Origin of the sequence: Sediminibacterium goheungense, from assembly GCF_004361915.1 — a bacterium.
Classification (GTDB): Bacteria; Bacteroidota; Bacteroidia; order Chitinophagales; family Chitinophagaceae; genus Sediminibacterium; species Sediminibacterium goheungense.
This window is the reverse complement of record NZ_SNWP01000013.1, coordinates 218,730-233,416: the sequence shown is the minus strand read 5'-3', so window position 1 is coordinate 233,416 and position 14,687 is coordinate 218,730. Positions and strand designations below refer to the sequence as shown.

At 41.1% G+C, this 14,687-nt stretch carries 9 protein-coding genes; 8 read left to right on the top strand and 1 reads right to left on the bottom strand.

All coding sequences use genetic code 11. The annotated features are described in order from the left end of the window. The 8 genes from BC659_RS16885 to fusA all read left to right on the top strand — a co-directional run. The coding region (locus BC659_RS16885) for a beta strand repeat-containing protein (protein WP_162847446.1) at window positions 1-4,163 on the top strand (4,163 nt) is incomplete at its 5' end. A 296-nt stretch (window positions 4,164-4,459) separates the two neighbouring features. Beyond that, window positions 4,460-5,182, top strand: coding sequence for a hypothetical protein (locus BC659_RS14850; protein WP_133475601.1), 723 nt, complete (start codon window positions 4,460-4,462; stop codon window positions 5,180-5,182). A 178-nt stretch (window positions 5,183-5,360) separates the two neighbouring features. Further along, on the top strand, window positions 5,361-6,086 hold the full coding sequence (locus tag BC659_RS14845; RefSeq protein ID WP_133475600.1) for a hypothetical protein: 726 nt from the start codon (window positions 5,361-5,363) through the stop codon (window positions 6,084-6,086). Between the two features lie 64 nt (window positions 6,087-6,150). Continuing rightward, window positions 6,151-6,915 (top strand): hypothetical protein, encoded by a 765-nt coding sequence (locus BC659_RS14840; protein WP_133475599.1) that lies wholly within the window; start codon window positions 6,151-6,153, stop codon window positions 6,913-6,915. Between the two features lie 202 nt (window positions 6,916-7,117). Next, window positions 7,118-7,870 carry a hypothetical protein gene (locus BC659_RS14835; RefSeq protein ID WP_133475598.1) on the top strand — a complete coding sequence of 251 codons (753 nt, stop codon included), beginning with the start codon at window positions 7,118-7,120 and terminating at the stop codon, window positions 7,868-7,870. A gap of 85 nt (window positions 7,871-7,955) precedes the next feature. Beyond that, a complete protein-coding gene (locus BC659_RS14830) occupies window positions 7,956-8,678 on the top strand; it encodes an FKBP-type peptidyl-prolyl cis-trans isomerase (protein ID WP_133475597.1) in 723 nt (240 codons plus the stop codon). Between the two features lie 73 nt (window positions 8,679-8,751). Beyond that, window positions 8,752-9,438 carry an FKBP-type peptidyl-prolyl cis-trans isomerase gene (locus BC659_RS14825; RefSeq protein WP_162847445.1) on the top strand — a complete coding sequence of 229 codons (687 nt, stop codon included), beginning with the start codon at window positions 8,752-8,754 and terminating at the stop codon, window positions 9,436-9,438. Between the two features lie 228 nt (window positions 9,439-9,666). After that, the gene (fusA, locus tag BC659_RS14820; protein WP_133475595.1) at window positions 9,667-11,817 is read left to right on the top strand and encodes an elongation factor G; all 2,151 of its coding nucleotides are present in this window, start codon (window positions 9,667-9,669) and stop codon (window positions 11,815-11,817) included. Between the two features lie 185 nt (window positions 11,818-12,002). Here the strand turns inward: fusA and BC659_RS14815 are convergent, their stop codons facing one another. Beyond that, the gene (locus tag BC659_RS14815; RefSeq protein WP_133475594.1) at window positions 12,003-14,483 is read right to left on the bottom strand and encodes an O-antigen ligase family protein; all 2,481 of its coding nucleotides are present in this window, start codon (window positions 14,481-14,483) and stop codon (window positions 12,003-12,005) included. Window positions 14,484-14,687: the final 204 nt, after the last annotated feature.

Sequence of the window (14,687 nt, the reverse complement as noted above, 5' to 3'; positions counted from 1 at the left end):
GTGCAGGAACTTTGAGTGGTAGTCTGTCAGCATCAGCGCAGAACTCAATTACGAACTTAGCGAACATCAGTACGATCACAGCTACAACAGCGAACCTGACTACGGCTAATATCACGAACTTAACTGGTCTTACTAACTTAAGTATTACAGGTACTGCGCAGGTAGGTACTTTAAGTGCAACAGCAGTAAACAGTACAAGTGGTACGTTCAGCAATATCACTGTAACGGGTAATATCGTAGGTGGTACGATCAGTGCTACTTTGAACGCTGGTACACAGAATACAATCACGAACCTGGCGAATATCCAGAACATCACTGCAACCGGTACGATCAGTGCAGGAACTTTGAGTGGTAGTCTGTCAACATCAGCGCAGAACTCAATTACGAACTTAGCGAACATCAGTACGATTACTGCTACGACAGCGAACCTGACTACAGCGAATATTACGAACCTGACTGGTCTTACCAACTTAAGCATCACAGGTACAGCTCAGGTAGGCACCTTGAATGCAACAGTAGTAAACAGTACGAGTGGTACGTTCAGCAATATCACTGTAACAGGTAATATCGTAGGTGGAACGATCAGTGCAACACTTAACGCTGGTACACAGGCTACGATCACGAACCTGGCGAATATCCAGAACATCACTGCAACAGGCACGATCAGTGCAGCGACCTTAAGTGGATCATTAAGTACAAGTGCGCAGAACTCAATTACGAATCTGGCGAATGTAAGTTCAATCACCGCAACAAATGCAAACTTTACAAATGCCAATATCACGAACCTGACTGGTTTAACAAGTATCAATATCAGTGGTACAGTAACTGCAGGAACAGTCAGCGCTACAACCGGAAACTTTACCACTATTAGTACTACTGGAACGATTTCTGCGGGAATATTAAGTGCTTCTCTAAGTACGGGTACGCAAAACAGTATTACGAATCTGGCAAATATTGCTGCTATTACGGCTACAACAGCAACGATAACGAATGCAACTATTACCAATCTTTCAGGACTTACGAACCTGAGTATTACCAATACGCTGCAGGCAGGTACGGTTAGTGCTACGAATGGTAGTTTCTCTACGATTAATACCAGCGCTATTACCGGGTTAACTACACTGGCTGTATCGGGTACTATACAGGGTACAACTGTAAGTGCAACAACGGCAAACCTTACTAACGCCAATATTACAGGTACTGCTACTATAACTACGGTAAGTGCTACAACCGGTAATTTCAACAATGTGAATGCTACGGGAACGGTAAGTGCTACTACCTTAAGTGGAGCTTTAAACAATGCATTGAGTGTGTCGAATGGTTTGTTGGCGAATAATCTAACAAGTACAATTTATAATGGATCTGCAGCTGTGGCACTTAAAATTGATACCAGTATTGTTGGTACCAGGGCAAGAATGGATAGTGTAATTATGCGTAAGTTCAATATTGCAGATACGATTCAATTTACCAATCGCGTGAAGGTATCTGATACTGCTTTGATGTTAAACGGACCAGAACTTGCTGCAGAATTACCGAGAACAGGTTATGCACGATATGGTACGGTTGTAAAATATAAAGACAGAGATTCACTCTTCAATGAATGGTTCAATCCTGTGTTTGCTAAAATTGCAGATACCAGCCTTATGCTGGATCCATATCTGCAAAGGCTGAACAGGTGGGATGAGTTGTTCAATTTCCCAAGCGGATTAACCAGTGTGGTATTACCAGAATCCGGAACGCTTGCGACACTTACAAGAACAGAAACATTCACAAATAAAACGATTAACGCTTCAAATAATACGCTGACAAATATTACCGGAGCTTCTTTATCACCGAATACTGTCACGTTTGGTAATTTCCAACAGATCAGTACAACTACTTTATTGGGACGAAGTACGGCCGGTAATGGAAATGTGGAACAGATAAGTATAGGATCAGGATTATCGTTGGCAGGAGGTATTTTGAGTACAACCGGTGGCGGTGGAACCGGAACGGTAACATCTGTAACAGTCAGCGGAGCCAATGGTATAGGTGTGTCCGGTTCTCCGATAACTACCAGTGGTACAATCAGTCTGTCGTTGGGTAATATTACGCCAAGTTCAGTGAATGCGAGTGGAACGATATCAGGTTCTAATTTAACCGGTACAAATACGGGTGATATATCTGTAACTGGTGAGAACTACCTTTCTTTAACGGGTCAGCAGATTACTGCGAATGCTGTGAATCTCTCTGGGTCCAATGTTACGGGTACACTGGCAGCGGCGAGGTTCCCGGCATTAACAGGTGATATTACTACTTCTGCTGGTAACCTGGCGACTACATTGGCAACCGTAAACAGTAATGTGGGTACTTTCGGTAATACTACCACTATACCAGTAATTACGGTAAACGGTAAAGGTTTGGTAACGGCTGTTACAACAGCTACGGTTAGTGTATCAGTAGCTGCAAGTTCTCTTACCGGTACCACGCTGGCAGCGAATGTGGTAAGTTCATCTCTAACATCTGTAGGTACGATTACTACCGGTACATGGAATGGTACTGTTGTGAACTCTACCTATGGTGGTACAGGTGTAAACAATGCCGGCAGAACCATTACTATTGCGGGTAACTTTGCAACAACAGGAGCCAACGCGCTTACACTTGCTACAACAGGTATTACCAATGTTACCCTGCCTACCGCTGGTACACTGGCTACCTTAACCGGTACAGAAACATTGACAGGAAAAACCATCAGTGGTGCTTCAAATACGATTACAAATATTGCCACCAGTTCATTAACCGGAACGCTGGCAGCTGGTCAGTTCCCTGCATTAACGGGTGATATCACCACTTCAGCAGGTAACCTGGCGACTACATTGGCAACTGTCAACAGCAACGTAGGTACATTTGGTAACAGTACCACTATTCCAATCATCACAGTAAATGGTAAGGGCCTGATTACAGCGGTAAGTACAACTTCTTTATCAGTATCTGTATCGGCTGGTTCACTAACAGGAACTACACTGGCAGCGAATGTGGTTTCTTCATCTTTAACTTCTGTAGGAACTATTACAGCTGGTGTATGGAATGGAACTGTAATTGGACCAACATATGGCGGTACTGGTGTTAATAATGGTTCTAATACCATAACGCTTGGAGGTAACATTAATACAGCAGCTTCATTTACTACTTCAGGGGCCAATGCATTAACATTGACAACATCAGGCGTTACCAACGTTACCCTGCCAACAACGGGTACATTGGCTACACTCGCAGGTACTGAAACATTGACCAACAAAACCATTAGTGGTGCGGTGAATACCATTACCAATATATCTACATCTTCCCTCACAGGTACGTTAGCTGCTGGTCAGTTCCCTGCGTTAACAGGTGATATTACTACTACAGCTGGTAATCTGGCTACTACTCTGGCTACTGTGAATGCGAATGTGGGTTCATTTGGTTCTTCTACGGCAATCCCAACATTTACGGTGAATGCCAAAGGTTTGATTACAGCGGCCTCAACTGCTGCTGTGATAGCACCAGCAGGAACACTTACCGGAACAACACTTGCAGCTAACGTCGTTTCTTCTTCGTTGACATCTGTGGGAACCATAGCAACGGGTGTCTGGAACGGTACTGTGATCGGAGCTACTTACGGAGGTACAGGTGTGAATAACGGATCGAATACCATTACGGTAGCCGGTAATGTGAATTTATCAGGTGCATTCTCTACAGTAGGGGGAGATGCTGTGATTTTAAATACAACCGCTGCTACCGATATCACATTGCCCACAACCGGTACAGTAGCTACACTGGCAGGTACAGAAACCTTTACCAATAAACGAATCACCAAAAGAGCTGTTACCGGAGGTGTTACCGGATCTTTGACCATAGCGAGTGATAATACGGATATCTACATTGTGGAAGGCGCAACTGGTGCATTAACATTTGCTGTTCCATCTGGTACACCTACACAGGGACAAACGCTGATTATCAGAATACAGGATAATGGTACAGCAAGGGCGCTCACATTTACCAATGCTGCAGGTGGTTTCCGGGCTAGTACAGATATACCTTTCCCTACTACCACTGTAGTGAACTCAACTATGTATCTTGGCTTTATTTATAATACAAATGATAGCCGTTGGGATCTGGTTTCCAGAACAGATAATGTGAACTAAGAAGAATAATTTTCATATACGTATAGGCCCTCATAACAATAATATGAGGGTCTTTTTGTTTAATATTCTATATAGCCGCTACGTTAAATCCTGATTAAATTCTAATCTTATTTTAATCTTATTCTAATTTTATTCTAATTTTATTCTAATCAGACGATTTGATGAATGAGATGATTGGTTGCTGATAACATCATCTTTTTCTATCATTTTTTGTTCAGGTAAATTTTCAGTATATAAAACCTAATGGCGCGATGTTTTTTTTAAAAAGGGTAGGGCAAATAAAGATAATATGGATTATGCTCAGCCTGTTTTTCCTTGTTTCTAAACAAGCTGTTAGTCAGGTGACAATAACCAGTCCAGCAACCAGTGTCAACAGTAATACAGATGGTACTACATATAGCTTCGGTTCATTTACCCCCACTGCTGGTTCAATATTGGTAGTATTTGTGGTGGCTACAGGAACTGTGCAAACCAATCCGACCATTACCAATACAGGTACTACACTTACCTGGACCTTAGATGCTGCTCAGATTGTTTCCGGGGCAGGCTATTATATTTTCTGGGCAAGGGTACCTGCTACAGTTAGCGCGTCAATAGTAACTTTTAACTGTACTACTGATGGACCGGATGGTATTAATATGTCCATTTTTTCTTGTGCCAATACAAATAGATTTAGCAGTGACCCATTGATTCAGACAAAAATATCAACAACTGGTACAACCTCTGCCAATGCTACTATAACTTTCGATAATGTTTTGCGTCCGCGAAGTGGTTATATTGTTGCCTGGGCGGGATTGTTTACAGGTAATACTAACTCAACACCACCGACAGGATTTACTGAAGTGGGTGATCTTGGCAGAAACGCCCCCGCCAGAAACTTTTCTGCAGCAACACGGAATGGTGGATTAACTACAGCAGGTCCTATCACTTTTACCAATGCGAGTACAACCTGGGTCGTGATGGGTGCAGAAGTTGACTGGGTAAAACGAGATATGCCCCCTTCGTTACTGGAGAATTAAGGAGTATTCAATTCAGTAGATAATTTTCACTTCACATCACTAATTAAAATCTAATCTTATTCTAATCTGAGTCTAATGTCCATTTAATGTCTGTGCGTCAATATTACATTGACTAAACCTGGCAAAAGTGAAACTACTATTGTCTCCCAAATCATTGTGCATATATATAACCTGCACAATGTTTTTTTTATCCAATTCAGCAAGTGGACAAATAACTTATTTCAATAGTTCATCAAATCCTGCAGACAATGCAGCTCTTGCATCAGCTACTGTTACTGTTACTCCTCCGGGATCAATGCTGCAAGGAGATTTAGTGATTTTGGTGGGGCAGAGGAGGGCATCAAATATTACACTTACCATAAGTGCAACAGGGGGGCAAACATGGAATGCATTGCCGGTATTGACTGGTACAACAAATGTTTCGCCGAGAATATTCTGGTGTAGGTTTAATGGAACATGGACTGCAAACCCTTCCGTAGCAATGACTGCAGCGTCAGCTAATACAGTTGTTATGCATGTTTTTCGACCGCCAGGCCGAAACTACTCCTGGGCCGTAGATGTAGCTCAGGCTACTACTGCACATGCATCTGCAGCCACCATTACCCGAACGGGTGTTACCACTACTAATGGTTCTACTGTAACCTTGGCTGCATGGTTTACCGCTGATGTTAATCAGTGGGGCACTCCTTCGGCAGGGTGGACCACAACCGGAAGTGGTCAGTACCGGAATACACAAGCAGGTAATTCTCAGAGTTGTACTTTCGCCCATCAGATTCGTACCACTGCAGGAGCAACCGGTGATGTTTCGAAGACCCAAACTTCTAGTGGCCCCGATCCAACCCGATCTGCTATTGTAACTTTTTATCCTTATCGTACGAATATGTCTGCATACGTGTTGGAATAATTGAATCTAATCTGAAAATAATTTTATTCTAATCATGCTCTAATGGTATGATAGCACCTTGCAGGTGCTAAAATTATTCCTTATCAGAGCGTTTATTTTTATATTTATTTTTTTCCCACTTGCAACAAAAGCACAAATCACCTATTTCGCCAGTGCATCGGTTCACGCTGATAATAGCAATACGAATGCAGCCAATAACCCCGCAGCAGTAACTCCACCTGCCAATATGCGCGATGGGGATCTGGTTATATTTACAGGAGTAAGAAGAATAAGTAACCAAACACTGACAATTAGTAATACCGGTGGACAAAACTGGAATTCATTGCCTGTTCTTACAGGTGTGGCAGATATATCACCAAGGATATTCTGGTGCAGGTTTAATGGCACATGGACAGGCGACCCATCGATTGAAATGGGCGGTGCATCAATCAACACCGCTGTTATGCATGTCTTCAGGCCTTCTGCCAGAACCTACTCATGGGCAATGGATGTAGGGCAGACAATCGGAGCACCTACTACCCGTACCGCAACAATTAATGCAATCACAAATACCCAAAACACTACACTTGTATTTGCTGCATGGTTTACGGCGGATGATAATACCTGGGATCAGTTAACCGCCGGCTGGTCAACACCCGGTTCTTCGCAGTATAGAAATCCTATTGACCCCGATATGAGTTGTACGTTTGCCTATCGTATTTTTACAGTAAGTGGTAGTACAGGAAATGTTTCCAAGCGGCAAGCAACCAATCAGACCGATAACTCCAGAACAGCCATCATGAGTTTTTATCCCTTTCGCACCAATATGTCTGCATTTCTTCTCGAGTAAAGTTTGCATGGATTTAATGTTTTTAACGTTATTTATTCCTAATGCAATTTTAATTTATTACTAACGATCCTCTAATCGGTTGACTATACTTTCGTTGTTAGTGTTTATAAAAATTCAATCTCCTTTATCATCATGAGCATGATATAAGTTTTACTAAAAATTATTACCCTGTGCATGTAGTCGTAAGATTTAAAACTACTGCATGAAAAAAACAATATTTCTTTTCTTGGTTCTTCCTTTTTTCGGGTTTGGTCAGATAGAATATTTCGATAGTAATTCAAACCCAGCTGATAATGGGTCGCTTAATAGTGCAACTCCTGCAGTTGCACCTCCAGCTAATATGGAAGATGGCGATCTGGTATTGTTAATCGGACAGCGAAGGGCTTCAAACATAACTTTTAGTATAAGTGCTACGGGTGGGCAAGATTGGAATGAGTTGCCTGCATTGACAGGAACCGGTAATGTTTCAGCAAGAATGTTTTGGTGTCGTTTTAATGGTGAATGGACGGCAAACCCTTCTATAAGTATGAGTGGAACGGGGGGGAATACGATTGTAATGCATGTTTTCCGTCCTCCGAGCAGGGCTTACACCTGGAAGCTCGATGTGGATCAGGTGCAAACCGGGTCGAGTGCAGCTGCTGTAATTACACGCACTGGTGTAACAACGGATAATGCGAATACGGTTACTTTGGCAGCATGGTTTACTGCAGACGATAATTCCTGGGGTAATTTGAATGATCTGAGCGGAACAGGTTGGGTTGTTACCGGTGATCCACAATATCGGAACAGACAGGGGACAGACCAAAGTGCCACATTTGCCCATCTGATAAGAACTACAGCAGGCAATACCGGAGATGTTTCAAAACAACAAACGCAGTTCGGTAATGATGCCACACGTACGGCTATTGTAAGTTTTTATTGCTTTCGTACCAATATGCCTTTGTATATGTTTTAAGGGCGACAAACTGTTAATTTAAGTATGCGGTTTTAGATATCTTCAATGGATTTCTTATCTTGTCATCTTATTATTTATATATAGGATGAAACTTATAATTACATCTGTGTTTTGCGTAATGATGGCTATTGGTTACGCGCAGAAAAACACTAATAAACCCACTCCGAATTCTGCAGCTCCTGCAGTGAAGCTTTCCAATATTAAAGATTCACTACAATATGCTATTGGTTCATTTCTAGCCCAGTGGGTCAATAATCAGGGTTTTCTGATCGATAATCCGGCCTTGTTTATCAAAGGAATGGATGATGTATTTCAGAATAAAACAAGATTAGTGGCGGATTCAATCATTTCGCCATTGATTACAGCTTATCAACAAGCTACTCAAAAAGACAGGGCATTCAAGCTGGAACAGCAACTGTTTACAAATATCAAACAAAGACCGGGGCTTGGCATTTTTCCCAACGGTGTTCACTATTTTATCTTAAAATCGGGGCAAGGGGGCAGACCAAATGGAACAGATTCCGTTTTGGTAAACTTAAAAGGAGCATTGGCTGATGGAACTGTTTTTGAGGATACTTACAGTAATAAAATTCCGCAAACCATTCTGCCAGGTCAGTTAATACCAGGATTAGCTGAAGCCATTCAACAAATGCCGGTTGGTTCAAAATGGCAGATTTATATACCGTCTGCGTTGGCACATGGTGAAAAAGGGGTGAAAAATCCAGCTAATGGAATTTTTATTATACCGCCTGGTAGTGCACTGATTTATGAACTGGAATTGCTGGAAATCAAACCAGTTAAGAAGTAAAGTAAATTTTAAGCTGGATTTCAGTTATATTGAGCTAATTCTTTATATTTTCGATATTATAAACTATTCAAACATGAAAAAAATACTCTTTACCCTCTTGTTAGGTGCTTTTATTATGGGTTCTGTAAGTGCTCAGACTAAAACTGCCGCTCAGATAGCTAAAGAAAAAGCTACTGAAGACTCACTTCAATATGCATTGGGTGTATATATGCTGAAAACGCTGGAAAAAAAGGGTGTATTGATCAAAGGAGCTATGTTTCAGAAAGCCATTGATGATGTGATCACCAAAAAGAAACTGATGATCAGTGAAGCGAATGCTGAAAAGATGATCAATGTACTAGATGCGGATGTGGCAGGTGTAAAAGGTAAAATGATGGAACAACAACTTTTTGCTGAGTTAGCGAAAAGAAAAGACGTAATAACCATGCCAAGTGGTGTACGTTACGCTGTAATTACACGTGGAACCGGTACAACACCTGAACCTGAAGATTCAGTGGTTATTAATGTAACCGGTACTACACCTGATGGTACTGTTTTTGTAAATTCTCAGGACAAGCAGGAGTCTTTCCTTCTAACTGTAGGTCAATTGGTTCCAGGTCTTCAGGATGCTGTTTTGAGAATGAAGGCAGGATCTATCTGGAGGGTTTTTGTACCGGCAAACCTTGGTTTTGGTGAGAGAGGAAATGGCACCACAGTTCCCCCCAATACACCACTTGTATATGATATTGCATTGGTATCTGTGAGGGCGGCTAAAAAGTAAACTGATATTCACATATTACACAGCTAAAAACTGAGATCATGAGTTGAAAATCGCAATTCATTGATTATCAATTAAAATTGAAAGCTCCGGAATGTATTCCGGAGCTTTTTTTAAGGGGATAATTTAATCTGGGACAGCGATTCAGCGAATTGGTATTATTACTACCTTTGCCGCCTTGAAAATGGGAGCCTGTGTTCCCGTTAAAAAAATATTTAAACAAGCACTTTTATGGCTGACTTGAAATTTCAACGCAACTTCGGTATTGCCGCTCACATTGATGCCGGTAAAACCACCACTACCGAGCGTATCCTGCGCTATACAGGTATGATTCACAAAATTGGTGAGGTACATGATGGTGCCGCTACCACAGACTGGATGGAACAGGAGAAAGAAAGAGGTATCACCATTACTTCAGCTGCTGTTAGCTGTCAGTGGAACTTCCCTACCGTAAAAGGTAAGGCTGATGCGAATACCAAAAGCTACTATTTTAATATCATCGATACTCCGGGTCACGTTGACTTTACCGTAGAGGTGGAGCGTTCTATGCGTGTATTGGATGGTTTGATCGCCCTTTTCTCAGCAGTAGATGGTGTTGAGCCCCAGTCTGAGACCGTATGGCGCCAGGCAAACCGTTATAAAGTACCTCGTATAGGTTTCGTTAACAAAATGGACCGTTCAGGAGCCGACTTTCTGAATGTGGTAAACCAGGTAAAAGAAATGCTGGGTGCCAAGGCGGTGCCCCTGCAATTACCGATTGGTGCAGAAGATAACTTTAAAGGTGTGGTGGATCTGATCAAAATGAAAGGAATCATCTGGCACATGGAAACAGAAGGTATGACTTTCGATGAGGTTGATGTACCTGCTGATATGAAAGAAGATGTAGAGTTCTGGAGACAGAACCTGATTGAAGCAGTAGCGGAATATGATGATACGCTCATGGAGAAATTCTTCGATGATCCGAACAGTATTTCTGAAGACGAAGTACATGAAGCTATCCGTAAAGCATGTATCGATCTTAGCATTGTTCCCATGATGTGTGGTTCTTCATTCAAAAATAAAGGTGTACAAACCGCACTTGATGCAGTATGTCGTTATCTGCCTTCTCCAGTTGATATTGAAGATACAGTAGGTACTGATCCTGATACTGGCGAAACCATTACCCGTAAGCCCAATGCCAAAGAACCATTTGCTGCATTGGCTTTCAAAATCATGACCGATCCATTCGTAGGTCGTTTGGCGTTCTTCCGTTGTTATAGCGGACACCTCGATGCTGGTTCTTATGTATTAAACGTAAGAAGTGGTAAAAAAGAACGTATCAGCCGTATCATGAAAATGTTCGCCAACAAACAAAACCCTATCGATTTCATCGAAGCGGGAGATATTGCGGCTGCAGTTGGTTTCAAAGAAATTAAAACCGGTGATACCCTTTGTGATGAGAACCATCCGATTACATTGGAGAACATGTTCATTCCTGAGCCTGTAATCGCTATCGCTGTTGAGCCTAAAACACAGGCCGACGTAGATAAAATGGGTATGGCAATTGCTAAACTGGTAGAAGAAGATCCTACTCTGCGTGTTAATACAGATGAAGATACAGGCCAGACCATCCTTCGTGGTATGGGTGAATTGCACCTTGAGATCATTGTGGACCGTATGCGTCGTGAATTTAAAGTAGAAGTAAACCAGGGTGCGCCTCAGGTTGCCTATAAAGAAGCATTTGGTAACACTATCGAACACCGAGAAGTGCTGAAGAAGCAGTCGGGTGGTCGTGGTAAATTTGCCGATATCCAATTCTCTATCGGTCCTGCTGATGAAGAGTGGTTGAAAGAAAATGAAGGCAAACACTTCCAGTTTGTGAACGATATCTTTGGTGGATCTATCCCTAAAGAATTTATCCCTGCTATCCAGAAAGGTTTTGAAACTGCGATGACGACAGGTGTATTGGCAGGTTATCCTGTTAACAACATGAAGGTGCGCATTTTCGACGGTAGCTACCACGATGTGGATTCTGATTCCATGTCATTTGAATTGTGTGCCAAATCTGGTTTCCGTGAAGCAGGACGTAAGGCTAAACCAACACTGCTTGAGCCCATCATGAAAGTGGAGGTGTTAACCCCAGACCAGTACATGGGTGATGTAACCGGTGACCTCAATCGTCGTCGTGGTATGCTGGAAGGTATGGACAGCCGTGCCAACCTGCAGGTAATCAAAGCGAAAGTGCCATTGAGCGAAATGTTTGGTTATGTAACCCAACTGCGTTCACTGTCATCTGGCCGTGCAACCTCAACCATGGAGTTCTCTCATTATTCTCCTGCGCCAAATAATATTGCAGAAGAAGTGATGGCGAAGAACAAAGGAAAAGTAAAGATCGAGGAGTAATCCTTGTTCAATATAATAAAAAGCCCCGGCCATGTATTTTGCCGGGGCTTTTTTGTGAATGGTCAATGGTGAATTGTCAATGAGAAATATTGTGCGTGCACAATAATGATCGTCGGGGTCAAGTTTCATTTATTGACCATTGACCATTGACCATTGACCATTGACCATTGACCATTGACCATTGACTATTTACAAAACTGTTTCAATATCTCAGCTGTGCCCGGATAATTTTTTGCTGCTGCAATCTGTAAAGATTTACAGCCTTCTTCCCGGTTGCCGGAATTTACATAGCTGGCACCTTTAAAGAATTCTGATTTACCATCATTGGTTATTTTCATAGCAATGACCTTGTCGAAATAGTAGATGGCTTTTTTATATTCTTTGAGGTTGTAATAACAGATACCTGCATTTTCATACATGCTGTAACTGAAGGGGCTGATATTGATGGCCGCTACAAATTTTCTGGCTGCTGAGGCAAAGTCGCCTTTGCCAAATGCCTCAACCGCTTCATTGTAAACAGCGGTCGCCCTCTTGATATCTTCCTGTGTAGCCGTATTTGTAACGGTTACATTCATGTTTTTTTCTACTTCTTCTTTTCTTTTTAACAACTGCTGGTAATCTGTACTGGGTGCAGTATTCGGCGCAGGTTTAAACATATTCAGTGCACTGTCTGTGAGTTTGAGTAATTCAGGCGTGCCTCGCTGTAAGGCATTCAGCATACCTAATATGTATAACTGCCATGGGAAGACCTCGTTTCTGTAATGGGTATAGGTTCGGAATGCTTTGCCAAGCGCAGCAGTATCTTTTCTTTTAGCTTCCACAGCAATTAATGTCTGGTAATAGGTATTGGCACGGGGGCGGTTATAATAGGCTGTTTCAGCGTAATACTTCGCACTGTCTAATTTGTCAGTCAGAAAATATACATTGGCAATTAAAAAATGACTGTAATATATGTAAGGATTATAGGGCATTGCTTTTCTTAAAAGCCGCAATGCTTCATCGTATTGTTTGTTTTCAGAGTAATATCTCCCAATAATAGCATCTATAGGTTGTGATGAAGATGTGAGATTGGGAATTGGTGGAAAAATATTTGTTACTTCAGCGAGTGGCAGAGTCATCGGCTCATTTTTTAGATCGGGGATAACTTTCATTTGAGCGCGTAAAGAGATATAAGTAAGGTTATTTATATATAAGCTTGGTGTAATGATGAGTAGACAGATTAATATAGATCTAGTCAGTATTTTTTTCTCAGAAATGATCGGGGTTTGTTTGGAAATAATATCTACTTGCTTATCCCTGGATAATATTAATGCACTAACATTTACAGCAGCTAGTAATGCAAATAATACTTGCATTATGGGTCTTTCTATCGGAAAATTAAATAAGGCGTCAATTCCGTATACTACAATTCCCAAAAAAGAAAATACTGAAATCGATTTAATTTCTTCTGAAGTATTTGATCTCAAACTTGATATTGTACCCCAAAAAAGACTTACAAATAATAAAGCGTATAAGACACCTCCGAGTAAACCTAATTCAGTTGCATGTTCGAGAAAATCGTTATGCGCATGTGCCGGTACTGTTAGATCGTTTATGTATTCCTTTTCATATGGAATTGATGCGAGTTTCCAGTTGCCATAGCCACATCCGATAAAAGGGTGTTCTGATATATATGAAAGTGCATGTTTCCACAACATCAAGCGATAACTTGATGACTCATTAGTGACAGAAATGTCAGTGAGCCTGTTTGCAACGTTACTGAAAACACCACGGCCACTTTGAAAGTTGTTGACATAAGATTGTAAGGATAATGATGCAAAAAAACCTAAAATGAGAGGTGTCCACAAATAAGATAATAACTTGACTTTTTTAATCCTATGATTGTCTTTTTTAATCAATAGTATATATATAGTATATAGACTCGTACATGCAGCAAGGCTAAGGTAAGATGATCTTGCACCTAGTAAAAGTAGTTGAGTGATTCCAATTGCTAATGCGAAAGAATAGAAGATTTTCTGGCCTGTTTTTGAATAAATGATTGCGTATAAAATGAAGGGAATCTTAATGACAATACTTGCTGCAAAGATGTTTTTATTTCCCGTGTTGCTGGTAATGCTTACAACAACTTTATCAAGATCTTTAATCGTGCCATCAGTTAAGAGGGTATGAATGCCAATGCATGATTCAATAATTGTAATAATCGACAGTGCTTTAGCGAGATTAATGAATGCATTTTTTAAATCATAGAGGAGAAGAAAAAGCAGAATGTTAAAATATGCTAATACTGTTGTTGTGAATCTCGAAAAGCAGACTATAGATTCGATTATATTTATTGAGAATGAAATCGATATTCCGGCAAGAATTAGCAGGAGAAGTAAAATTTTACTAAAGACAGGTTTTATCAGAATAGATATCTTGATGTGTTTGTTTTGAAAATGGATTAGCAGAAAGAGTAAAATGCCTGTATCCAAAATACTTAGGTACAACCATTGCGGTCCCAATACATCTATGGCTTCCATATTCGGGATGAAATGAACGGCCATGTATAAAACTAGGATCAGAAAGGGGATCCAGGCAATCTTAGTAGCATTTTTAACATGTGTATCAACCGACTTATCAGTTGTTTGTTGTACCTGATTAGGGTGAACAGGTTTTTTTCGGGCCATATATAAATGATTGCCGTGAAATTAATCATTTTAGCATAGTCTGCAATAATCAGGTGAGGTTGGTTAGGTCTTGGGTGCTTTTCAATGAAAATGAATTTCTAATACATCCCCCTTAGTGGGGGAGTGGACTTGATAAGGGGGGCTTTTTTGTATTTTTGTGTAATATTAGGGTCTTTAGGTGCGATGGTGATAACTAAACCTGGA